This is a genomic window from Alistipes sp. An54 (assembly GCF_002159375.1).
Classification (GTDB): domain Bacteria; phylum Bacteroidota; class Bacteroidia; order Bacteroidales; family Rikenellaceae; genus Alistipes; species Alistipes megaguti.
This window is the reverse complement of the sequence record NZ_NFIA01000013.1, coordinates 1-22,980: the sequence shown is the minus strand read 5'-3', so window position 1 is coordinate 22,980 and position 22,980 is coordinate 1. Positions and strand designations below refer to the sequence as shown.

The 22,980-nt window shown below is 59.3% G+C and carries 17 protein-coding genes, 1 tRNA gene and 1 pseudogene; 5 read left to right on the top strand and 14 right to left on the bottom strand.

The window, feature by feature from the left end; all coding sequences use genetic code 11:
- Window positions 1-2: 2 nt before the first annotated feature.
- The 4 genes and pseudogenes from B5G09_RS14555 to B5G09_RS14390 form a co-directional block, all read right to left on the bottom strand.
- Window positions 3-1,805: pseudogene (locus B5G09_RS14555) on the bottom strand (efflux RND transporter permease subunit).
- Window positions 1,802-2,047, bottom strand: coding sequence for a hypothetical protein (locus B5G09_RS14400; protein ID WP_241147652.1), 246 nt, complete (start codon window positions 2,045-2,047; stop codon window positions 1,802-1,804). The pseudogene B5G09_RS14555 and the gene B5G09_RS14400 overlap by 4 nt, the downstream one beginning before the upstream one ends.
- Window positions 2,044-2,253 carry a hypothetical protein gene (locus B5G09_RS14395; RefSeq protein ID WP_241147651.1) on the bottom strand — a complete coding sequence of 70 codons (210 nt, stop codon included), beginning with the start codon at window positions 2,251-2,253 and terminating at the stop codon, window positions 2,044-2,046. The genes B5G09_RS14400 and B5G09_RS14395 overlap by 4 nt, the downstream gene beginning before the upstream one ends.
- 50 nt (window positions 2,254-2,303) lie before the next feature.
- The gene (locus B5G09_RS14390; RefSeq protein WP_241147650.1) at window positions 2,304-2,690 is read right to left on the bottom strand and encodes a hypothetical protein; all 387 of its coding nucleotides are present in this window, start codon (window positions 2,688-2,690) and stop codon (window positions 2,304-2,306) included.
- Here B5G09_RS14390 and B5G09_RS11295 point away from each other — a divergent pair.
- The 3 genes from B5G09_RS11295 (at window position 2,673) to B5G09_RS11285 (ending at window position 5,414) form a co-directional block, all read left to right on the top strand.
- Window positions 2,673-3,248 (top strand): helix-turn-helix domain-containing protein, encoded by a 576-nt coding sequence (locus tag B5G09_RS11295; RefSeq protein ID WP_241147649.1) that lies wholly within the window; start codon window positions 2,673-2,675, stop codon window positions 3,246-3,248. The two genes, B5G09_RS14390 and B5G09_RS11295, sit on opposite strands and share 18 nt — an antisense overlap.
- A 69-nt stretch (window positions 3,249-3,317) precedes the next feature.
- Entirely contained in the window at window positions 3,318-4,568 is a 1,251-nt protein-coding gene (locus B5G09_RS11290; protein ID WP_087405232.1) for an MFS transporter, read from the top strand.
- Window positions 4,569-4,583: 15 nt separating this feature from the next.
- On the top strand, window positions 4,584-5,414 hold the full coding sequence (locus B5G09_RS11285) for an endonuclease/exonuclease/phosphatase family protein (protein ID WP_087405231.1): 831 nt from the start codon (window positions 4,584-4,586) through the stop codon (window positions 5,412-5,414).
- A gap of 179 nt (window positions 5,415-5,593) precedes the next feature.
- Here B5G09_RS11285 and hutI read toward each other — a convergent pair whose 3' ends face one another.
- The 9 genes from hutI to B5G09_RS11240 all read right to left on the bottom strand — a co-directional run bounded on the left by hutI (window position 5,594) and on the right by B5G09_RS11240 (window position 19,551).
- Window positions 5,594-6,844 (bottom strand): imidazolonepropionase, encoded by a 1,251-nt coding sequence (gene hutI, locus B5G09_RS11280; protein ID WP_087405230.1) that lies wholly within the window; start codon window positions 6,842-6,844, stop codon window positions 5,594-5,596.
- Window positions 6,841-8,325, bottom strand: a complete 1,485-nt coding sequence (gene hutH / locus B5G09_RS11275) for a histidine ammonia-lyase (RefSeq protein ID WP_087405229.1) — start codon at window positions 8,323-8,325, stop codon at window positions 6,841-6,843. Before hutH ends, hutI begins: the two co-directional genes overlap by 4 nt.
- 15 nt (window positions 8,326-8,340) lie before the next feature.
- Entirely contained in the window at window positions 8,341-10,362 is a 2,022-nt protein-coding gene (locus B5G09_RS11270) for a urocanate hydratase (RefSeq protein WP_087405228.1), read from the bottom strand.
- A 253-nt stretch (window positions 10,363-10,615) separates the two neighbouring features.
- Complete coding sequence (gene ftcD / locus B5G09_RS11265; protein WP_087405227.1) at window positions 10,616-12,316, bottom strand: glutamate formimidoyltransferase; 1,701 nt, start codon at window positions 12,314-12,316, stop codon at window positions 10,616-10,618.
- Between the two features lie 207 nt (window positions 12,317-12,523).
- Window positions 12,524-14,536, bottom strand: a complete 2,013-nt coding sequence (locus tag B5G09_RS11260; protein WP_087405226.1) for a TonB-dependent receptor — start codon at window positions 14,534-14,536, stop codon at window positions 12,524-12,526.
- Window positions 14,537-14,730: 194 nt separating this feature from the next.
- A complete protein-coding gene (locus B5G09_RS11255) occupies window positions 14,731-16,047 on the bottom strand; it encodes a cysteate synthase (protein ID WP_087405225.1) in 1,317 nt (438 codons plus the stop codon).
- Between the two features lie 36 nt (window positions 16,048-16,083).
- Window positions 16,084-17,223 (bottom strand): carboxynorspermidine decarboxylase, encoded by a 1,140-nt coding sequence (gene nspC, locus B5G09_RS11250; RefSeq protein ID WP_087405224.1) that lies wholly within the window; start codon window positions 17,221-17,223, stop codon window positions 16,084-16,086.
- A 367-nt stretch (window positions 17,224-17,590) separates the two neighbouring features.
- Window positions 17,591-18,148 carry a cysteine dioxygenase gene (locus tag B5G09_RS11245; protein ID WP_087405223.1) on the bottom strand — a complete coding sequence of 186 codons (558 nt, stop codon included), beginning with the start codon at window positions 18,146-18,148 and terminating at the stop codon, window positions 17,591-17,593.
- A gap of 212 nt (window positions 18,149-18,360) precedes the next feature.
- Complete coding sequence (locus B5G09_RS11240) at window positions 18,361-19,551, bottom strand: saccharopine dehydrogenase family protein (RefSeq protein ID WP_087311028.1); 1,191 nt, start codon at window positions 19,549-19,551, stop codon at window positions 18,361-18,363.
- Between the two features lie 249 nt (window positions 19,552-19,800).
- On the opposite strand from B5G09_RS11240, the gene B5G09_RS11235 reads away from it, so the two are divergent.
- Together B5G09_RS11235 and B5G09_RS11230 are read left to right on the top strand one after the other, a co-directional pair.
- A tRNA-Lys gene (locus B5G09_RS11235) sits at window positions 19,801-19,876 on the top strand.
- A gap of 163 nt (window positions 19,877-20,039) precedes the next feature.
- Window positions 20,040-21,251, top strand: a complete 1,212-nt coding sequence (locus tag B5G09_RS11230; protein WP_087405222.1) for a site-specific integrase — start codon at window positions 20,040-20,042, stop codon at window positions 21,249-21,251.
- Window positions 21,252-21,315: 64 nt separating this feature from the next.
- Here the strand turns inward: B5G09_RS11230 and B5G09_RS11225 are convergent, their stop codons facing one another.
- Entirely contained in the window at window positions 21,316-22,155 is an 840-nt protein-coding gene (locus B5G09_RS11225; protein ID WP_087311743.1) for a hypothetical protein, read from the bottom strand.
- Window positions 22,156-22,980 lie beyond the last annotated feature (825 nt).

Below are 22,980 nucleotides of genomic sequence, written 5' to 3'. Positions count from 1 at the left end.
CACTACTTGTAGATTTTGGAATAGAGAACCGGAAGAATCGTCACCACGAGGATCAGCGACCCAATGCCGCCGGCAAAGATCGTCACGCCGACCGGCGCCCAGAAACTGCTGCCTCCGAACATCATCGGCACCACGCCCACGACCGTCGTGGCCGTCGTCAGGAAGATGGGCACCATGCGGCGCTTGCCGGCGTCGCAGGCGGCCAGACGCGCCGACCAGTGGCACGTTTTGCGCTTGTCTTCGGCGTGCTGATACATCAGGATGACGTTGCGCACGATCATGCCCAGCAGCGTGATGAATCCCAGCACGGAGGTCAGACCGATCGTAGATCCGGCGATCCACAACCCCACCATCGCCCCGAACAGACAGAGCGACATGGCGGCCATGATGACCAGCGAGATGCCGAACTTGCGGAAGTTGACGAGGATAAAGAAGAAGATGATGACCAGCGAGAAGGCCAGTCCGCAGATAATCGGCGGGAGGTTCTCCTCATCGAATTCGCGGGCACCTCCCACCTCGGTTGCAACCCCTTGCGGCAAGCGGAGTTCGTTGTCGATCACGCTGCGGATCTCGGCCGTTTTCCGCATGGCATTGACGCCGCGCTGGAGATCGGCCGAAAGTTGACGATAAACTGCGCAAAGTTTTTTCCGGCGATCTGCGGGGCATAGCTCATCTGGAAGCGGGGCGACGAACAGCCTACGAACGAGGTGACGGACTTTACCCGATCGTCGGCACACAGCATCCGGTAGAGGGAGTCGGCGACGGCAGCCGTCCGTTCGACGGGCGTATCGGGGCGCAGATAGATCTCCACGGCAAACTGGTCGCGGTCGGCGAAGGGCATCATGCGGAACTTGAGCTGCGTGGCGATGAGCAGGGCGACAACCACCGAAGCGATACCCATCGAGATCGTCAGCCAACCGTGGCGGAAGGTCCAGGCCAGCACCCGCCGGTAGAGGTTCTGCACACGGTCCGTCAGCGAGACCTTACCCTCCGGACGGGGTTGCACGACCGGGATGATCAGCACCTCGAGGAAGGGGATCACCAGCACGGCCAGCAGCAGCGAGACCATCAGATTGATCGTCACCGTCCAGGGGAAGAAATTCAGGAAGTCGCGGAACATGCCCGACAAGGTGAAGAGCAGCGGATAGAAGATCATGCAGATGCAGACCGTCGCCAGCAGCAGCGAGGGGAAGAACTCGCGGGCGCTCTCGACGGCGGCATACCAGCGCGAATAGCCTCGTCCGAGGTAGTCGAGATAGCCGTCGATGACGACGATCGAGTTGTCGACGATCATTCCCAGCACGACGATCAGAGCGGCCAGCGTCACCGTGTTGAACGGGATGCCGCACAGATACATCACCCCGATGGAGATGAACGTCGACAGGGGGAATGGTGATGGCGGCCACCAGCGCCACGACTCCGGCCGGCAGCTGGGCCTTGAACGAGACGAGGCCGTGTTTGATCTTCGACCAGACTTCGTCCTTGTTGTTGACATCGTCGTTGAGTTCGACCATCACGTAACACATGCCGTTCTGCGACGTGGAGGTGGCCTTGTGGCGTTTGACCTCCTTGTAGATCATCAGGAACTGTTCGAGGGGCCTGGCCAGCTGCTGCTCGACCTCTTCGGAGGTAGCGCCGGGATAGAGGCCGACGACCACCCCCTGGCGGATCGTATACTCGGGGAACTCCTGCTTGGGAATGTGCCCCAGCGCATAGATTCCGAAGAGGAACAGACAGCCGATGATGAGGAACGTGATGCGGAAGTTCCGCATGGCCCAGGCTATGACGTTGTTCGAGCTTTTCATGGCAGGACGACTTTGGAACCCTGACCGATCTTCTGCATGCCGTCGACAACGATGCGGTCACCCTCCCGGAGGCCCTCTTCGATCACGACGCCGTTTTCGACGAAGCGGCCCGTGCGGACATCGGCCCTGACGACCGAATCGCCCTGTACACGCCATACGAAACGGGCCCCGTTGCCGGCCTGCTGTACGGCCCTCACGGGCACGGCGATCTCCTCGAGGGCCGTTGCGGGCGTCACCGTCACGCGACAAACCATTCCGGGAAGCAGCCGTCCGTCGCGGTTGCCCAACGACGCGCGCACGTCAGCTGCTGCAGACGCTGCGAGGCATCGCGGGCCTGTTCGAAAGCGGCCCTGGCGGCCTCGAAGGTCTGGCGGGCCGAGGTAGGATCGAGTTCGGCCGGCAGTTCGCCTTTTCGGACACGGGCGCCCCCGTCGGCACAGACTCTCATCAGGGTTCCCGCGACGGGGAAACTGAGAGCAGCGGAGTTCTGCTCCTCGATCACACCCACATAAATACCGGCATTGATGTCCTCGCGGGGTTCGACGACGAGGGATTCGTCGAGGAGGAGCAGCCGGCCGCCAGCAGGAGCAGGGCTCCAAAAACAGCACGTTTCATATCGAAGAAATTTTTTACATTGGATTTTGGTGCAAAGGAAGGTTTTTCGGGGAGAAGGGGAAAGGCCGACCCATTGTTTTTTGTTCCAAAGGTTCGATCCGGATCACTGCCGACCTGAAACATTGCACGCTGGTCTCCCACACGATGTTTGTCTGCCCGCCGGGCCGGATCGTCCAGGTGGAGTCGCAGGAAAAGGCTTCCGTATTCCTTATATTGTGTGAAGAGGAGTTCATCAACCGGATCCACATCGACATGAAACAACTTCTGCACCTGTTCATGGCGGTTCGCGAGCATCCGTGTCTGACCCTGAGTGACGAGGAGTGGTCGGACATCACGCGTTCACTCGAAGAGATCTCCGGCGAATGGCATCGGCAGCGTCGCGATTCGCTGTCGGAGGAGATTCTGCTCACGCTTTTCCGGGCCCTGGCCTACCGGATCTGCCGGGCGATCGACGACCAGCTCGGGCAACGTTCCGGCGACAAACAGGCCAAAGATACGGCCCGCGGCCGCAATGCCTTCTATTTCAACACATTCATCGAGGAGCTTTCGCGCAACTACATGCAGGAGCGCAGCGTGGGCTTTTACGCCGAGCGGCTCCATCTGACCCCGAAATACCTCACGGCGCTGCTGCGCACCACGACCGGCCGCACGGCCACGGAATGGATCGATGAATATGTGGTTCTCGAAGCGAAAAACCTGCTGAAGTACTCGACCATGAACATCCAGGAGATCGCCTACTACCTGCACTTTTCGAACCAGTCGTTTTTCGGCAAATATTTCAAGCAGCATACCGGCATGACCCCGTCGGCCTACCGGTCGATCAAATAGACGAGGAAGCATTTTTCGGGAGTCATCTGCCCAAAAATTTCTATCTTTACGGCCGAAAAATCTACCGTCATGAAAAGCCTGCTCACCACACTCAAGGGACACCCGACGCTCAAGGCGGAGACGACCTACTCGATCCTCTTCACCATCGGCTTCTGCCACCTGCTGAACGACATGATCCAGTCGGTCATCCCGGCCATGTATCCGATCTTCAGGGAGAGCTTCGGCTTCACCTTTGCCCAGATCGGCCTCATCACGCTGGTATTCCAGATCACCTCGTCGATCTTCCAGCCCTTCGTCGGGCTCTATGCCGACCGCCATCCGCAACCCTACTCGCTCTCGCTGGGGATGTGCCTTTCGCTGGCGGGGCTTGTGGCGCTCTCCTTCACCTCGGCCTACGGGGCCATTCTCGCCACGGTAGCCCTCATCGGCGGAGGATCGTCGGTCTTCCATCCCGAGGCCTCGCGGGTAGCCCAGTTGGCCTCGGGCGGCCGCAAGAGTCTGGCACAGTCGATCTTTCAGGTCGGCGGCAACGGCGGTGCCGCCATCGGGCCGCTGCTGGCGGCACTGATCGTCCTGCCCTACGGCCAACACGCCGTGGGATGGTTTGCCGGCGCAGCGCTGCTGGCCGCCGTGCTGCTGTTGCGCGTGGGCAACTGGTACAGCCTGATGCTCACGGGGACGAATACACCGCTCCGCAACCGGACGATCACCCCCTGCACGCTTCCGCGCACGAAGATCCGCCATGCGATGTGGATCCTCGTCGTAATGATCTTCTCGAAGTACTTCTACACGTCGTGCATGACGAGCTACTTCACCTTCTTTCTGATCGACCGTTTCGGCGTCACGGTCCAGCAGTCGCAGCTGTGCCTGTTCGCCTATCTGGCGGCCTTCGCCACCGGGACGCTGCTGGGCGGTTTTCTGGGCGACCGCTACGGGCGCAAATACGTCATTCTGTTTTCGATCTTCGGCGCGGCGCCCTTTGCGCTGGCGCTGCCCTACCTGAATCTCTTCTGGACCATCACGATGTCGATTCTCGTCGGGCTGATCATCGCCTCGGCCTTCTCGGCGATTCTGGTCTATGCCACCGATCTGATGCCGGACAAGGTGGGGATGATCTCGGGGATCTTCTTCGGACTGATGTTCGGACTGGGCGGTATCGGCTCGGCCTTTTTCGGTTGGCTGGCCGACCATACGAGCATCGAGTTCATCTTCCGGGCCAGTTCCTACCTGCCGCTGCTGGGCATCATCGCCCTGCTGCTGCCGGACATACGCCCCGCGGCGGGTCCCGGATTACAGTCCACTGAACATATAACCCACTAACTGAATATGAAACACATGAAACGTATCACCATGCTGCTACTCTTTGCAGCGGGGCTTGCGCTTCCGACGCAGGCCGAACCCGTCACGTTGAAACTGATCTCCTACAATTTGCGCAACAGCGGCGCCGACGATGGAGCGAATTCGTGGCAATACCGCCGGGAAGCCACTCCGCGGATGTTGTCCGAGGAGGCACCGGATCTGTTCGGCGTCCAGGAGGCGCTGGCCGACCAGCTTCAGTTTCTCGATCAAGCGTGCCCGGCCTACGCGCGCGTAGGAGTCAGCCGTGACGACGGCGCCACCCGCGGCGAGACAATGGCGATCTACTACCTGCGCGACCGGTTTGAACTGCTCGACAGCGGCACCTTCTGGTTGAGCGAGACGCCGGATCAGGTATCGCGGGGATGGGACGGAGCCTGCAACCGCACGGCCACGTGGGTTCACCTGCGCGACAAGGCATCGGGGAAGAGCTTCTTCTATTTCAACACGCATCTGGATCACCGCGGAAGCATGGCGCGCGAGCAGGGAATAGCACTGCTGACCGAAAAAATCCGAGAGATAGCGGGCCGGAAATCGGCCGTTGTTCTGGGTGGAGATTTCAATTCGTCGACCGAAAGTCCGATCTTCAAGCCCCTGAACCGATGGATGAAGTCAGCCCGCGCAAAAGCCAAACAGACAGACAACAAGGGAACCTATAACGGATACGGGGCAGCGCCCGATACGATTGTCATCGACCACCTCTACTTCCGGGGTCGGATGCATTGCGAACGCTTCGCCACGCTCGACGGCAACTACGGCGTGCCCTACCTCTCGGACCACTACCCGATCGAGATCGTCTTCACACTCTGAGATCGCAGCCGCAGCCTGCCGCGCATCATCGGATCACGCGTTACGGTTGTCCTTGCGACAAAAACCCCGGTCACACATGCGACCGGGGTTTTCTCATGCCTGCGAACCGGAAGGCGGCCGTATCCACTTCCCGGGCTCGGGCACCCTCCACCTTGGGACCGGCTTTTAAGCCGGCGCCCCTAGAACCGGTCTCTTAGACCGGTGCCGCGGAGAAAGACCTGCCGAATCAACGGCGTCTGATAGGCATAGGAGAAGAACTCTACGGAGGGCATGGGCCGCGTCACGAAGAAGTTGGCCACCTTACCGGGGGTGATGCTCCCGAAGTCGCGACTCAGCCCCATGGCACAGGCACCGTTGAGCGTTGCGGCGTGAATGGCCTCGGCCGGCGTCATCCGCATGCGGATCGAGGCCAGCGAGACCACCATGCGCATGTTCCCCGAGGGCGACGACCCGGGATTGTAGTCCGAAGCCAGCGCCACGGGCAGCCCGGCAGCGATCATCTCCCGGGCCGGAGGATAACTCATCCCGAGGAAGAAGGCGGCCCCGGGCAGCAGCGCAGGCATCGTCTGCGAACCGCGCAACGCCTCGATCTGGGCCCGGCCGGCCCGCTCGAGATGGTCGACCGAGAGGGCGCCGCACGCAACACCGACCTCGACACCGCCCGAAGCGGCCAACTCGTCGGCATGAATCTTCGGCCGCAGACCATACTGACGACCGGCAGCAAGAATGCGCCGTGTCTCGTCCACCGTGAAGAAACCCTCGTCGCAGAAGACATCGACAAAATCGGCCAACCCCTCGCGGGCCACCGCCGGGATCATCTCCCGGCAGACCAGATCGACATACTCCCCCTGCCGGCCGCGATAGGCCCGCGCCACGGCATGGGCCCCGAGAAACGTGGCCCGCACTTCGAGAGGTGCCGTCCGGCGGATGCGGCGAATGACGCGCAGCATCTTCAGCTCGTCCTCGGTCGAAAGACCGTAGCCGCTCTTGATCTCCACACAGCCGGTCCCCATGGCGATAATCTCCCACACGCGTTCCATAGCCTGCCGGTAAAGTTCCTCCTCGGAGGTGGCGTGCAGCCGGTCGGCCGAATTGAGAATCCCGCCTCCGCGCCGGGCAATCTCCTCGTAGGAGAGGCCGTGGATCTTGTCGAGAAACTCCTGCTCGCGGCTTCCGGCATAGACCAGATGGGTGTGCGAATCGCAGAACGAGGGAAAGAGCATTCCGCCTTCGGCGTCGACCTCTTCATCGGCCGTGACACCGTCCAGCGAAGCCATTTCGCCGAAAGCGGCGATCCGCTCTCCCTCGACCAGCAGCCAGGCGTCGGCCAGTGTTTCGAGCCGATCCATCTCCGCACCGCAGATCCGCAGCCGTTCCTCGGGCTGAATGCCGACCAAGCGACCGATGTTCTTGACCAACAGCCGTTTCATCGTTCTTCACGCAGAAATTCCACCGAAGCGGCAATGTGGCGATACATCACCTGATCGTTGTCAATGAAGGGGACCCGCTGCCGATAATCAGCGAGCATCTGCTCCAGGGCAGGCGACGTGCGGGCGGGACGCCGGAACTCGATGGCCTGCGCGGCATTGAAGAGTTCGATGGCCAACACGCGCTCCGTGTTGCCGACCACGCGCCAGAGTTTCGTGGCGGCGTTCGAGCCCATGCTGACGTGATCCTCCTGCCCCTGCGACGAGGGAATCGAGTCGACCGACGCCGGCATGCACAATCCCTTGGTCTGACTGACGATCGACGCCGCGGTATACTGCGGGATCATGAAACCGCTGTTCAGACCGGGATTGGCCACCAGGAACTTCGGCAGTTCGCGGGCTCCGGAGATCAGCTGATAGGTCCGCCGCTCGGAGATGTTGCCCAACTCGGCCAGCGCAATGGCCAGAAAATCCATCGCCAGCGCAATGGGCTGTCCGTGGAAGTTGCCGGCCGAGACAACCATGTCCTCCTCGGGGAAGACCGTCGGGTTGTCCGTCGGGGAGTTGATCTCGGTTTCAAGCACGCCGGCCACATAGTCGATCGTGTCCTTCGAGGCGCCGTGTACCTGCGGCATACAGCGGAACGAATAGGGATCCTGCACGTGCTTCTTCGGACGCGCGATCAGCTCGCTGCCCTCCAGCCAGTGGCGGATGGCGCGGGCGGTGGTGAGCTGCCCCTTGTGGGCGCGGATCTTGTGCACCTCGTCGCAGAAGGGCTCGATGCGGCCGTCGAAGGCATCGAGCGAGAGGGCTCCGATGCGGTCGGCCCACTCGCTCAGCCGCTGTGCGGCGATCACCGACCAGACACCGTAGGCACTCATGAACTGCGTACCGTTCAACAGCGCCAATCCCTCCTTCGACTGCAGCTCGACGGGCTTCCAGCCCAACTCCTCGAGCACTTCGCCGGCGGGTCTCACACGCCCTTCGCACTCGACTTCGCCCAAACCGAGCAACGGCAGGCTCATGTGGGCCAGCGGAGCCAGATCGCCCGAGGCCCCCAGCGAACCCTGCTGATAGACCACAGGCAGGATATCGCGGTTGAAAAACTCGACGAGCCGTTCGACCGTTGCCAGCTGCACACCCGAATAACCGTATGCCAGCGACTGAATCTTAAAGAGCAGAATCAGACGGACGATCTCCGAAGGGACGCGTTCGCCCGTACCGCAGGCGTGCGACATGACCAGATTTCGCTGCAGCTGCGCCAGATCGTCGCCTCCGATCGAGATGTCACACAGCGACCCGAAGCCGGTCGTAATGCCGTAAATCGGCTGATCGGGATTCTCCATCTTGCGATCGAGATACTCGCGGCAGCGGACAATGCGTCGCCGGGCATCCTCCGAGAGGTCGATCTTCAGGTGGCGTTCCATGATTTCGCGGACGCGGGCCAGCGTCAGCCGCTCCGCCGAGATATGATGATGTTCCATATCAAATAATCGTTGTTACTCGTTTTTGTTCAATGCGTTGCGCACCAGTTCGTCGTCGGCCGCATGGGGCATCGTCACCTGCAGATCGGGCGTACGCTCCATCTGACGGCGGATGGTGGCCTGTGCCCCCTCGTTACGAGCCCAGCTGCGGCGGGCGATGCCGTTGTTGACATCCCAGAAGAGCATCTCGCGGATTCTCCGCTCAGCCTCCGGCGAACCGTCGATCACCATGCCGAAGCCGCCGTTGATCACTTCACCCCAGCCCACGCCGCCGCCGTTGTGGATCGAGACCCACGTGGCACCGCGGAACGAATCGCCGATGACGTTCTGCACGGCCATGTCGGCCGTCCGGTTCGAACCGTCGTAGATGTTGGCCGTCTCGCGGTAGGGCGAATCGGTGCCCGAAACGTCGTGGTGGTCGCGTCCCAGCACCACGGGAGCCGACAGACGCCCGTCGGCAATGGCACGGTTGAAGGCCAGCGCGATCTTCGTGCGCCCCTCACAGTCGGCATAGAGGATGCGGGCCTGCGAACCGACGACCAGATGGTTGCGCCCGGCCTCACGGATCCAGTGGATGTTGTCCTCCAGCTGACCGCGGATGTCGTCCGGGGCCGACATGCGAATGTCCTCGAGCACCTCGGCCGCCAGCAGGTCCGTCTGGGCGAGATCCTCCTCGCGACCCGACGTGCAGACCCAGCGGAAGGGGCCGAAACCGTAGTCGAAGAACATCGGGCCCATGATATCCTCAACGTAGGAGGGATAGCGGAACCGCCCCTCCCGGCCCATGACGGCGGCACCGGCCCTCGACGCCTCCAGCAGGAAGGCATTGCCGTAGTCGAAGAAGTACATGCCGCGGGCGGCCAGTTTGTTGATGGCGTCGACCTGACGGCGCAGCGACTCCTGCACGCACTCGCGGAAGCGCACCGGCTCCTCGGCCATCATCTTGTTCGAGGCCTCGTAGCTCAGCCCGACGGGATAGTAGCCGCCGGCCCAGGGGTTGTGCAGCGACGTCTGGTCCGAGCCCAGATCGACCCGGATATCCTCGACAGCCAGCCGCTCCCACAGGTCGACCACGTTGCCCACGTAGGCCAGCGAAACGACCTCCCTCTGCTTGACAGCCTGGCGAATGCGCGGGATCAGTTCATCCAGATCGTCGTGCAGCTCATCGACCCATCCCTGTTCGTAACGCTTCCGGGCGGCCTTGGGATTGATCTCGGCGATGACGGAGACCACCTGCGAGATATTGCCTGCCTTGGACTGGGCGCCCGACATGCCGCCCAGACCCGACGAGACGAACAGCATGCCGCGGGCATCGGTCTGCCCCGGTGCGAAGCGTTTGCGGGCGGCGTTCATCACCGTGATGGTCGTGCCGTGGACGATGCCCTGCGGGCCGATGTACATGTACGACCCGGCGGTCATCTGCCCGTACTGCGAGACGCCCATGGCATTCATGCGCTCCCAGTCGTCGGGTTTCGAGTAGTTGGGGATCACCATGCCGTTGGTCACCACCACGCGCGGAGCGTCGGGATGCGAGGGGAACAGCCCCAGCGGATGGCCCGAATACATGACCAGCGTCTGGTGGTCGGTCATCTCCGAGAGGTACTTCATCGTCAGCCGGTACTGGGCCCAGTTCTGGAACACGGCGCCGTTTCCGCCGTAGGTGATCAGCTCGTGGGGATGCTGCGCCACGCGCGGATCGAGGTTATTCTGGATCATCAGCATGATGGCCGCAGCCTGACGACAGCGAGCCGGATACTGGTCGATCGGACGGGCATACATCTCGTAATCGGGACGCAGCCGGTACATGTAGATGCGGCCGTACCTGCGCAGCTCCCCGGCGAACTCCCGGGCCAACAGCGCATGGTGTTTGGCCGGAAAGTAGCGCAGGGCATTCTTCAGCGCCAACACCTTCTCCTCCTCCGTGAGGATATCCTTGCGCCTGGGCGCATGGTTGACCTGCCTGTCATACGGCTTTGCGGCGGGCAGCCGGTCCGGAATCCCCGCGCGGATGTCGTTTTGAAACTCTTCCAATGTCATATTGAGATTCGTTTTTATGGTTATCGTTGATTTTCGGATTGGCCGGGATCCGAGACCCAAACCTCGGACGGAACTTTGCGGCCACGCGGTTGGCGAGGCATTTCGTCCAAACGGCAGACGGACCTTACGGCCAGACTGTCGGCGGCATACCGTCAGCAGGGTGTATCGCCCGAACCGCCTTCTGAATGTTGCCGCCAGAGCGTCACCCGCGAGTTGCCGACAGAACCGCCGCCGGTCTGCCTGCTCCCGGCGTCTAACCGATCTTCTGCTCGACCAGCTCCAGCACCTCGGCTTCGAGTTCCGAGGCGCGGGCCGCCAGTTCGTCAGCCTCGCCGACCAGCGCCTCGGCCTTCGTGCGATCCTTCAGCCCGGCGGCGTTGATCCGCACGTTGAGCCGCGCCCCGTAGACCGCGCTGCGGGCCGCCAGCGCTCCGACACCTGCATCCGAGACCGAATTGGGGTTGCCCTCCGCGGCCATGGCCCGCACGATCGGAAAGACCTCCATGGCCGTCCGCATCGTGCGCAGCGGCACCTCCGTGGCATAGAGCGTCGCCTCCTGCAGCGCCGCGCTGCGGGCCGCCCGCTCCTCGTCGGTCGACTTGGGCATGGCGAAGACCGCCATGATGCGGTTGAAGGCGGCCGTATCCTCGTCCACCAGGTGCAGGAGCTCCTGCATCAGCGTCTGCCCCCGCTCGGCCCAGTCGGAGAACTCCTCCCAACGGTCGTCCCAACCGGGCTTGTGGGCCGAGAGGTTGGCCACCATCGTGCCGAGCGCCGCCCCCAGCGCCCCCATATAGGCCGCAATCGAGCCGCCGCCCGGAGCCGGCGATTCGCTGGCCGTCTCCTCGGCAAACCCCTTGCAGGTCAAATCGACCAGCCGTTTCTTCCGATCCTCGGCCTCCAGCAGGTATTCGATCACCTTCTCCTCGGGTTTGAAAGGTTTCAGATCGTCGAGCCCCATCGACTTGACGGCCAGCCGCACGATCTCCTCCTCGGCAATGCCCACCGAACGGTGCTGCTTGCGCAGGAAGTATTTGCCGGCCTCGACAAGAGCCCGCTTCGGAACCAGCCCGACGATCTCCGTGCCGGTGACGCGCACCCCCCGGGCATCGGCCTTGCGGCACACCTCGTCGAAGGCGACGTGGAGCGGCGTGACCGAGATGTCGGTGATATTCATCGAAACCTGGGCGATGCCGTACTCCTCGATGAACCAGCCGATGGCCTTCGTGGCCTTCAGCGTACCGGGACGCATGACGGGATTGCCCGCCGCATCCTTCACCACCTTGCCCGTAATGGGATTCCCCTCACGCACGGGACGCCCCTTCTCGCGCACGTCGAAGGCGATGGCGTTGGCCCGCCGTGTGGAGGTGGTATTGAGGTTGAAGTTGACGGCAATGAGGAAATCGCGCGCCCCGACGGTCGTAGCACCCGTGCGGGCCACCTCTTCGTCGTAGGGACGCGCCCCGAAATCGGGCGCCGTCTCCTCGCGGGAGAGCTTCTCGGGCAGCGCCTCGTACTCGCCGGCGCGGCAGACGGCCAGATTCTTCCGTTCGGGGCGCAGCGCCGCCGCCTCGTAGCAGTAGGTCGGGATGCGGAGCTCGTCGGCAATGCGCCGGGCCAGCTGCCGCGACAGTTCGGCACACTCCTCGAGCGTGATGCCGGCGATCGGGATCAGCGGCAGGACATCCGTCGCCCCCATGCGCGGGTGGGCCCCCTTGTGGTGGCGCATGTCGATACGCTCGGCGGCGCGTTTCACCCCGGCGAAGGCCGCCTTGACCACCGCTTCGGGGCTTCCGACAAAGGTTACAACCGTACGGTTCGTAGCCTCGCCAGGATCCACGTCGAGGACCTTGACGTCGGCGGCCGTCTCGATGGCCTCGACGATTTGCCGGATCACCTCCTTGTCGCGTCCCTCGCTGAAGTTGGGAACGCACTCCACGATACGTTTCTGCATAAATCTTGAGCGTTTAAGGTTCTTTTGCTTCAAATATACGAAATCTTCGGGATTTTCACGACAATCCGGAAACAAAACACACCGTTTTACTGAAAAACAGAAAGGGCCGCCCGAGAAGTTCGGGCGGCCCGCAGTCAGCAGCCGGGAACAGTCGTCCGCCGCTCTCCGGTCATCGCAACCGACTCGCGCGGTGGACGCTGCGAGGAATTACCTGCCGAAGGTCAACACCACACCGGCCGTGCACCAGAGGCCCGGAAGCGGCAGACCTCCCAGATCACAATAACGCGTATCGGTCAGATTCGTCGCGTCGACATAGAGGCGGCACCACCCCTTCTCCCACGAAAGACGTCCGTCCAACAGGAAATAGGGCTTGTAGTCGCGAGTTTCGGTGATCGACGAATTGCCAACGACGGGATAGGCCGTGTAGCTGCCGTTGCGGTCGTAGACCGAGCCGGTCAGCGCCAGCGACATCCGCCGCAGGAAGTGCACTTCGACAGCCAGGGCCGCCTTGTGGCGCATGAAATCCATGGCGCTCTTGGCAATGAGGTCCGCATTGCGGTCGTTCGTGAGATAGCCGTACGAGAGGGTCACCCGCCGCAGAAAGCCCTCCGCAACGGCATAGCCGCCCGAAATCTCGGCACCGAAGGTATGGAGTCGGCTCGACTGTTCAGAGTGCCACTTGCCGCGCCACGCCTCGGGGCTCTCGGGCGAATCGGCATACCACACCCAGTCGATGATATCACGCCCGCGGCGGTAGTAGGTCTGCGCCGAAACGCTCCAGCAACGCTTCGCATAATTGATTCCGAGGCGATAGTTTACGGCGTGTTCCGGTGTCAGATCGAGGTTGTTGATCTGGGCCGGCGAGCTGTAATAGAGGTCCGTGAAGGTCGGCAGGCGCATCGACTGCCACGCCCCGGCCTCGAGACGAAGCCCCTCCGCGGGATTGTAACCCGCCGAGAGGCTCCACAACGCCGAACACCCGTAGGGAGTCAGGCTCAGCCCCACCGATGCCGCCGCATCGAACCGCCGCCACGCGCGGGCGTGCCGCAGCCAGACGTTGCCCGTATGACGGGCCTTGGCGCGGGTATAGTCTCCGCGGGGGACCGACAGCCGTTCGCCCAAATTGGTACTGTAGATGTGGTTGAAGGCCCAGTTGCCGCCCAGTGTGGTCGTACCGGCCGCCCAGGCGTAATCGGCCCACAGTTTGGCTCCGGCATTGTCCGTATTGTGACGGTTGAGCGCCGTACCGCGCGTCCAGTCGTAGCGGTCGAAATTCTTGCGGTAGCTCACCGCAGCCCCCAGCGCAACGGGACCCACGCTCTTTGTCCAGTGCAGCGAGGCCAGGGCCGTCGAGGTGTGTTCCCACTGGTTGGGATTGTAGGCGGCATAGAAGCCGTTTGAGCCGAAATCGCGATCCTGCCATCCGGCCTGCAGGTCGAAGAAACCCGCCCGGCGGCCATCGTACGTCGCCCGCATGAAGGCGTTCCAGTTCGAAAAATCGGTATTGGGACGGTAGCCGTCACTGCGCCGGTACGATGCCGCACCGAAAACGGAATACCGCTCTCCGGTCACCGCCCCCGAAAGGTTGCCGTAACCGTAGCCGTACTGGCCTCCCGAGCCCTCGAAACGCGCGTAGGTCGGACGCAGCGGTGCCGTACGGATGTTGACCGCCCCGGCATAGGCCCCCACGCCGGGAACGCCGTCAATGAGTTCGATGCCCGAAATGCAATCGAGATCAACCGGCAGCGCGTGGGACTGGTGTCCGGTGCGGGCATCCGTAAAGTCGATGCCGTTCAAAAGAATCATGGTTTGGTCGAACGAGCCTCCCCGTACGGAGATATCGGCCTGCGCTCCTCTTCCGCCGCGTTCGCGAAGATCGACCGACGGAGCAAGGCGCAAGGCGGACTCCAACGTCTGGAGAGGCGCCGCGGCCTGAGCCTTTCGGTCGAAAAGCGGAGTATGCGACTGGGCATTGCGCGTGGGAGCCGTCTGGCTCCCCGTCACCCCGACCTCGCGGATCTGCAACGTCCTCAGGACGGCAGTCGTGTCGGCGGTCTGCGCCGATGCGCCTTGCGTCGCAAGCAGCAGGATCGACATCCCGACAGCGAGCACCCCGATCGACACGCTCCGATGCATGCTCGCAAAGGCCGACCAGCCCTTGCGATCCCATCGGCGCCAGCGTGCCCCCGCGGGGGATAACTGTACCTGGATGTGTTCCATAAATGGTTAAAAAGTTTGGGTGAATACTGTATTTGCGGCAGTGAGGCGGCTCCGGCTGCTTCGCACCGTCTCCGCTGCCGGCGACAAAGGTAATCATTCGCTGCAAATAAAAAAGCGGCTTATATGCCGCTTTTTCATTTTTTCGTCCGGAGCCGTTCCAACGCCCCGGCCGCCGTATCTCCGAAAGCCCTGTATCAGAGGCCTTCGCCCGTTGCGGGTTCGCGGAACAGCGCCTCGACCTTCGAGACGACGTCGTCGACACTCGGTTCGAGCGGGAAGACGTGGCTCGGCTGCAGATACCACAGGTCGTTGTGCTCCTTGAAGTGCTCCTCGCCGCCGCCCGTGATATTGAGCATGATCGTCGCCTGCGGATCGATCCGACCGGCCTTCACGGCGTTGACGAGCGAAGCCAGGGCCACACCGGCCGCCGAGTAGATGTCGATCCCCTCCAGCTCCTTGAAGAGCTTGCGGGCCTTGCGGGCCATGGGGTTCGTCACGGCGAAGACATCGCCGCCGGTGGCCTTCAGCGCGTCGTACAGACCGCCGGCCAGACTGTAGGGAGGCTTGCGGTTCGAGAGCACCTTGGCGTCGATGATCTCCGCATCGCGGCGCGCCTTGTCGTCCGCGTAGGGCAGCATCTTGCGCGACGAGGCCTGCCAGGCGTCGTACATCGGCACGAACGGTGCGTTCTGCGACACCATCAGCCGCATGAGGTTCTTGCCGAAACGGCCGTCCTCAATCAGGCGCAGGTTGGCTTCCCAGGCGGCAATGGCACCCGTGCCGCTGCCCACGGCCTGGAAGTAGTAGTCCGGGATGCGACCGATGGTCGTCACGGCCGACAGCACCGTGCAGGCCATGCCGTCGCGGCGCGCGATGTTCTTCGCACCACCCTCGGCATAGAATCCGTCGCCCTTCAGTGCAATGTCGCTCAGGTGGATGGCATCGAAGTAGTCGCCGCCGGCCGCGCACGAAATCAGCTTCACGCAGGGATTCAGCGGTTTCTCGAACCACAGCGCACTGATGTTGTCATAGGGAACCGACAGCAGCAGCTTGATGTTGTTGTCCGAGCAGACCTTGGCGAAGGCCCGGGCCGTATTGCCGGCCGACGCAACGACCAGCACCCGCTTCTCGTCCGCGGCCGCACGTCCGCACACCGAGTAGGCTTCGGTCTCCTTGAACGAGCAGGTGGTCATCGTGGCGCCGATGGCCGGATAGTAGCCGTTGAAGGTGATCCAGAGATTTTCGAGCCCCAGGTGTTTGGCCAGCCCCTTGCTGCGGTAGGTCACCGGGGCCGACGATCCCTGCAGCATCCGCCGCACGGGCATCCAGTCGGCAAAACGGTACAGCCCCCATTCGGCGGGTTTCACCTCGAGCTGTTTCTTGGCATACCGTGCGCGGATGAGCGACGGCTCCTTGCACTGCGGGTCGGAGAGCATCCAGCCCGTATCCTCGAACTCGCGGCCCGTAGCCACGCATTCGAGCGTATAAGAGGTAGGTACAAATTTTTCCATCTATCTTGTTTTTCCGTTTGTTTCTCTCTTGAAAGGTCAGGACATCCGGCTCTTGAAATCCTCGTAGCCGAACTGGCGGATGACCTCCACGCGGCCGTCGCGCCGTACGATGACGATCGACGGGTGCTCCACGCCGTTGAACATCGTCGTCTTGACCATCGTATAGTGGATCATGTCCTCGAAGACGATCCGCTCGCCCACCTTCAGTTCGTGGTCGAAGGCCCAGTCGCCGTAGTAGTCGCCGGCCAGGCAGCTCGTGCCGCCCATCCGCCAGCGGGGTTCCCCCTCGGCGGGATCGTGCGCCCCGACGATGGCCGGCTTGTAGGGCATTTCGAGGCAGTCGGGCATGTGGCAGGCAAACGACACGTCGAGCATCGCCGTGCGTACGCCGCCGTTCACGACGATATCCTCGACGGTCGAGACCAGATAGCCCGTACGCCACGTAAAAGCGCTGCCCGGTTCGAGAATCAGCCGCAGATGGGGATGGCGTACGTGGAACTCCTTCAAAAGGGCGATCAGCGCGTCGCAGTCGTAGTCGACGTGCGTCATCAGATGGCCGCCGCCCATGTTGAGCCATTTGACCCGGTCGAGGTACGGTCCGAAATGGCGTTCGACGGCCTCCAGCGCCAGCCGCAGGTGTTCGGGACGCGATTCGCACAGAACGTGGAAATGAAGGCCCTCGATCCCTTCGGGGAGTCCGCCGTGCGCAGCCAGCTGTTCGGCTGTAACGCCCAGACGCGAACCCGCCACGCAGGGGTTGTAGAGATCCGTCTCGACGGGCGAATACTCGGGATTGATGCGCAGTCCGCACGAGAGACCGTTGATCAGCGCCCGCTGTCCGAAACGTTCATACTGCGTAAGGGAGTTGAAGGTAATATGGCTGCTGCAGCGCAGGATCTCGTCGATGTTGTGATCCGTATAGGTGGGGGCATAGGTGTGGGCCGGACTGCCGAATTCCTCCAGTACAAGCCGCGCCTCGGCGGCCGAACTGGCCGTCGCTCCATCGGAGTGAGCCGCCAACTCGGGGAAGATGCTCCACATGGCGCAGGCCTTCAGTGCGACGATGATCTCGGCACCCGATTCGCGGCGCACGCGGTCGATCACCTCCAGATTATGATCCAGCAGCGTCTCGTCAAGGACGTAACAGGGTGAAGGCAGTTTCAGAAAGTCAATCATCGAGCGGTTTTCAAATGGATTTCAACCAACGTCTCCGTTTCGGCCCCGACACGATCACCCGGCCCGGATGGTCAACGGAAACGTTCAAAACAGATGCAAAAATAGGAAAATCATTGCGAAAACCCTACTTCCGTGTATCGGTTTTTGGAGAAATAGGTATTTATACGTATCGGCGCCGGGCAAGCCTCCGCACGGGAAGCCGGCAGTCGGCTCCGGGTGCTGGACGCCGAGGGTTGGGTTCCGAGGGTTGGGTTCCGGGTGCTGGACGCCGAGGGTTGGGCTCCGAGGGATAACTCCGGTCATCGGACTCCGCCGCATCGCCCCGACTGCAGGGTCCGTCCGAGAACCGGTCGGGGCCCGGGCACTCCTACTCCGTCTCGGTGAAGGTCTGGCCCTGCAACGCATCGTCCGAATAGACGTGCAGGCTGTGGCCCGTCTCGCTCAGACAGGTGATACGATGCAGGTGGTTGTCGAACCGTCCCGGCTCGCCGACGGCAAAGAGACACTCCCGGCGGTCGATGATCTGCTCCCCGATGCGGCGGGCGGTTCCGTGGCCGGCCGGTTCGAAAATCTCGACCCGGAACACACCGTCGGCAAAGTGGTAGCCGGCAAAGGCCGGATGACCGTGGATGGTCGTCGCATTGCCACGTTTCCAGCTCATGACAAGCGCTTCCCAATGCGTGCGGGGACAACGGCCCAGGTAGGTGCGCACGTAATTGCGGTCGGAATAGCGGTCGAACGACTCCAGCGAATGGTTCTCGAGCCACGGCATCACGTAGTCCCGGATCCGTTCGCCCGTCGCGGGGCTCAACGGAGCGTCGGTGGCAATGGCCAGCAGTCGGTCGAAAAACGATTGGTAGTCGGTACGCATGTCACACGCTTCGTGGTAGCGCGTTGCGAGTGTAGCAGTCTCTTCGGGTCGCATGTTCGGGTATGGTTTTATCGCTTTTGCCGACAAAAATAGCGGAATTTCCCCGTCCGGCGGTCAGTAGAAATACCTAATTTGGCGACGGACCCGTACCTGGGGCCTCCCATTTCGGACCGCAGGGCAAAAACAGAGACGGACAGGAGTGTTTCCCGTCCGTCGATCCCGGGTTCCGAAGTTCCGGAACCCCTTGTTTGCCGCCGCTGCGACCGTCAGACCTCGATATCGACATCGAACAGTTCGTGCCAGGGAAGCCCCTGCTCGCCCAGTTCGGCCAGGAACGGATCCGGATCGAACTCCTCGACATTGAAGACACCGGCTCCGCGCCACAGCCCCTTGGCCCACATCGAGGCACCAAGAGCCGCCGGGACACCCGTCGTGAACGATACGGCCTGCGTACCGGTCTCCTTGTAGGCCTCTTCGTGATCGCAGTTGTTGTAAATATAGTAAGTGTGCTCCTTGCCGTCCTTCACACCGCGGATGCGGCAGCCAATCGACGTCTTTCCGTGGTAGTTGGCACCCAGCGACTTGGGATCCGGAAGCACCGCCTTCAAGAACTGAATCGGGACAATCTCGACCCCGTTGTAGAGGATCGGGTCGATACGTGCCATGCCGATATCCTGGATCACGCGCAGGTGCGTGAGGTACTCCTTGCCGAAGGTCATCCAGAAACGGGCCCGCTTGATCGTCGGATAGTTCTTCACCAGCGACTCGAGCTCCTCATGGTAGATGACATACGATTCACGCTCGCCGATCTCGGGATAGTGCAGCGGGCGGTGGATCTCGTGGGGCTCGGTCACCACCCACTGGCCGTTCTCATAGTAACGGCCCTTCTGGGTCACCTCGCGGATATTGATCTCGGGGTTGAAGTTCGTGGCGAAGGCCATGCCGTGGTTGCCGGCATTGCAGTCGACGATGTCGAGGTAGTGGATCTCGTCGAAATGATGTTTGGCGGCGTAGGCCGTGAAGATGGCCGTGACACCCGGGTCGAAACCGCAGCCCAGGATGGCCGTCAGACCGGCAGCCTTGAAACGGTCCTGATAGGCCCACTGCCAGGAGTATTCGAAATGCGCCTCGTCCTTGGGCTCGTAATTGGCCGTATCGAGGTAGTTGCAGCCGCACTCCAGACAGGCATCCATGATGGTCAGGTCCTGATACGGGAGTGCCACGTTGACCACGATGTCGGGTTTGAAGGCCCGGAAGAGCTCGCACAACTGCGGCACGTTGTCGGCATCCACCTCAGCGGTTTTCACGCGGTTGCCTCCGATGGCCGCGGCAATGGCATCGCATTTGGATTTGGTTCGGCTGGCCAGCATCACATCCGTGAAGACCGGATTGGCAGCGATTTTCTGGGTCACCACCGTTCCGACGCCTCCGGCTCCGATAATCAGCGCTTTACACATATTTCACAAGGTTTAGAAGTAAATTTGCTTTTTCCGAGTACAAAATTATCTTTTTCTTCGAGCAAAACAAAATCGGCGCGGGAAATTTCACCCTGCCGGTCGGAACAGAACAACTTTCGAGACACAAGTCCGAACCCGCATACCGACGGGAGGAAGATTTTGCAAAAAAAACGTCCGGAGTATTGGATATTCAAAATAAATCCGTACATTTGCACCACCAAAACGGGAACACACCCTTTTGGCACGGGAGAATCCGTAGCTCAGTAGGTAGAGCACAACACTTTTAATGTTGGGGTCCTGGGTTCGAGCCCCAGCGGGTTCACCAGAAAAGAGTTGATAATCAGTCGATTATCGACTCTTTTTGTTTTTCTGCCCTACCCCGAATCCTTGTTTTGAACCTCAAAAAACGCCCTTTTTCGGACACAGGGTACGCATTAGGGTACGCATTAAAAAAGCCTGCCATCCGACTGCATAGAACACGCAATCAAATGACATTCAAAGTTATATGTCGCAAAAGCATCGTTTACAAGGATTCCACCTCTCCCCTATGCCTCCTCTTTTTTCAGGGAAAACGCAAAAAGAGCATCGGGCTGGGCGTTTCCGTAGCCCCAGCACATTGGGATGCCAAGGCGCAAAAGGTGACCGAAGACTGCCCCGACAGGGACAATGTCCAGTTCCAGATAACAGCCAAGATCAAGGAGTATGAGAAGCGAATCCAGCGTCTGGAAATCATGGAGATTCCCGTCACGTTTGAAAATCTATTCGGACAAAACGGCAAACGGATAAACTGCACAGTTGGCGACTATCTGAAACAGATAATCGAACGCTTGGAAACGCTCGGCAAATACGCGTCGGCCAGCAAGCACCGCGTTTTATGTTCTCATCTGGCTCAATTCCGCTCGTTGAATATCCGTTTCGATGAGATTGACCATACTTTCTTGCGGGATTTCGAACTGTTCCTGCGGAAGAACGGCAATGCCAGCAACAGCATAGCCACAAAATTCGCCATCTTCAAGGCTGCCTACAACAAGGCTCTTGCCGATGGAATCTTTATCCAAAAGGTCAATCCGTTTGCCAAGTACAAGGTCGGCAGTTTATGGACACGAACAAGAAAGCGCGCCATCACGAAAGGTGATATTCAGAAATTGATGGCATTGGAGATCGAACCCAGCCACAAAACCGAATACACCCTATTTGCAAAGGACATCTTCCTGTTCTCCTACTTTACGGCAGGCATCAACTTTACGGATATGGCCACCCTGTGCTATGGTGACATTGTGGACGGGAGAATCTACTACTCCCGACACAAGACCCAGAAGCTGTTATCCTTCCAGCTGGTGCCGAACGCCTTGCAGATTATCCAGAAGTACAGCAAGACAGGGCATGCAAAAGACGACTATATCTTTCCGATTCTCAATCGCAATGTCCATCGAACACCACAACAGATTTTCAATCGAACGCATAAGGTGCTGGCAAAAATCAATCGAGAATTGAAAGTGCTGGGAAAACTGATCGGATTGGAGGTTCCTTTGACGACCTATGTTGCCCGCCATACATACGCAACCGTCCTGAAACGGTCAGGGGTAAGCGTGGCTCTGATTTCCGAATCGTTGGGACACTCCGATCTCTCGACCACGCAAATCTACCTCGATTCATTCGAGAACTCACAAATTGACGAGGCCATGCAACACTTATTGTAAAGGTAAAGGAGGTCGGGAACCAATAATAATCCCGACCTCCACAAACCTTATACAATTGTCATTTTTAACCGAGATACTGTGTCAGCATATCCATAATCAACTGCTCCCGTGCCACGCCTATCATTTTGCGAGGATTCATAATCTGGTCAGCTTGGTCGCGTGTTAAGGCATTGATTTTCTGCTCCATTTCCACCGTGAACTGTTCGAAATCCTCATCGGGATTCTGCTGCTTGATGATAAAGTCGATTAAATATCTGTTCATAAGGAATTTATCCTTAAACTTTCCCTGTGCAGCCTTATACCACCTGCTACTGGAACGAAACCACGTTTCATCCTCAAAGACTTTAGGCAACTGTTTCGTATTAAGACACTCCACCAAGTCTTTAGCTTGCAGAGTGTTCTTGCCGAAACACCACAACGAAATTGTGGAAAGTGGACACGCCTTGCCATGCAGGAACATGGCGAAATCGAACACTTCGTTGGCTTCTTTGAGCATCATGGCAGGTGCGGCCATGTAATCCGATTTTTTCCAAACGGTGGTGCAGATATTCATTTGTGCAATGACCTCCGTAATGGATAATTCAGCATTGAGGGGTTCGCAAATCACAAGGTCATTCAAATCCAACTCTAAATTCTGATAAGCTACCAATCGGTGCTGACCGTCCAATACGGCGTAATACTTTCCTGCATCCTCGTTGGAAATTTCACGCCCTTTCAAATCGACCAGACGGCCACCCATCTGAATTACCTTTTCGCCATCAGTTACCGTGATAGGCGTCAATTGCCCATAGGCTTTCATGGATTTTTCTTTCTGCTTCACGATTTTGACATTTACAGGGCGGTTTCCCTTAACGAATGCAAACTGACGCTGGGCGTCATCCTTTGAAATAACCATCTTTTTCATGGTCTTTACTTACTCTGTCCTTTATGCAGAGGGGCTATGGCTGCAATCCTTGCCCAAAGACTACAGACCGCAAAGAATACCCTTGTGGCAGGGCAAAGGTCTAAATATAATCGTTATATCCTATTAAATAGCGAGTTATCAACGACACACGGGCTGATTCAGATTATATGCCAAAAATATCAGTCAATTACTTGACTTTTGGTTAAATATTTTATATCTTTGCAGAGCAATTCAGTAAAGAAACCCACACTACAAATTGAGCAGTTCCTATAAGGGCAGATTCGTCTGCCTTTTCTTTGCGCTGTCTTTCCACATTTTTTGAGTGCGAAATGAACATTCCCTTTAATAAGATAGTTTCAGAATCAAAAAATATGGAATCGTTAAAAAGTGCATTCACTAAAAACAGGCACTTTTAACGACACACCATGTAATAGTGAGAATAATTTATTCTTGCCAAAAAACTTTTCATCAAAAAAGCGATTCGCGATTTTTGGCGATAATTTTTTTCTCACAACTTGTGTGGTGAAAAACTTTTTTGCCCATTTTTTTATTCACGCATTTTTGCGCGTTAAAAAATATCGCTAAAAAAAGTATTCATCTTAATAAGTGGTGAATCTATTTTTCGTGATTGAAACTGCTCTCCATTTATCGGTTACCACATTTTTTGAGTGTGAAATGAAGATTTCCTTTATAAATACAATTACAGGATTAAAAAATATGGAAAGCAGAATAGAAACGGATAGCAAGATTTGAGAGTTGAAAACTTGTTTGCTGTTTTCTCATTATTGGAATATTCCATTTAATGATAGCATACTCTCTTACTTT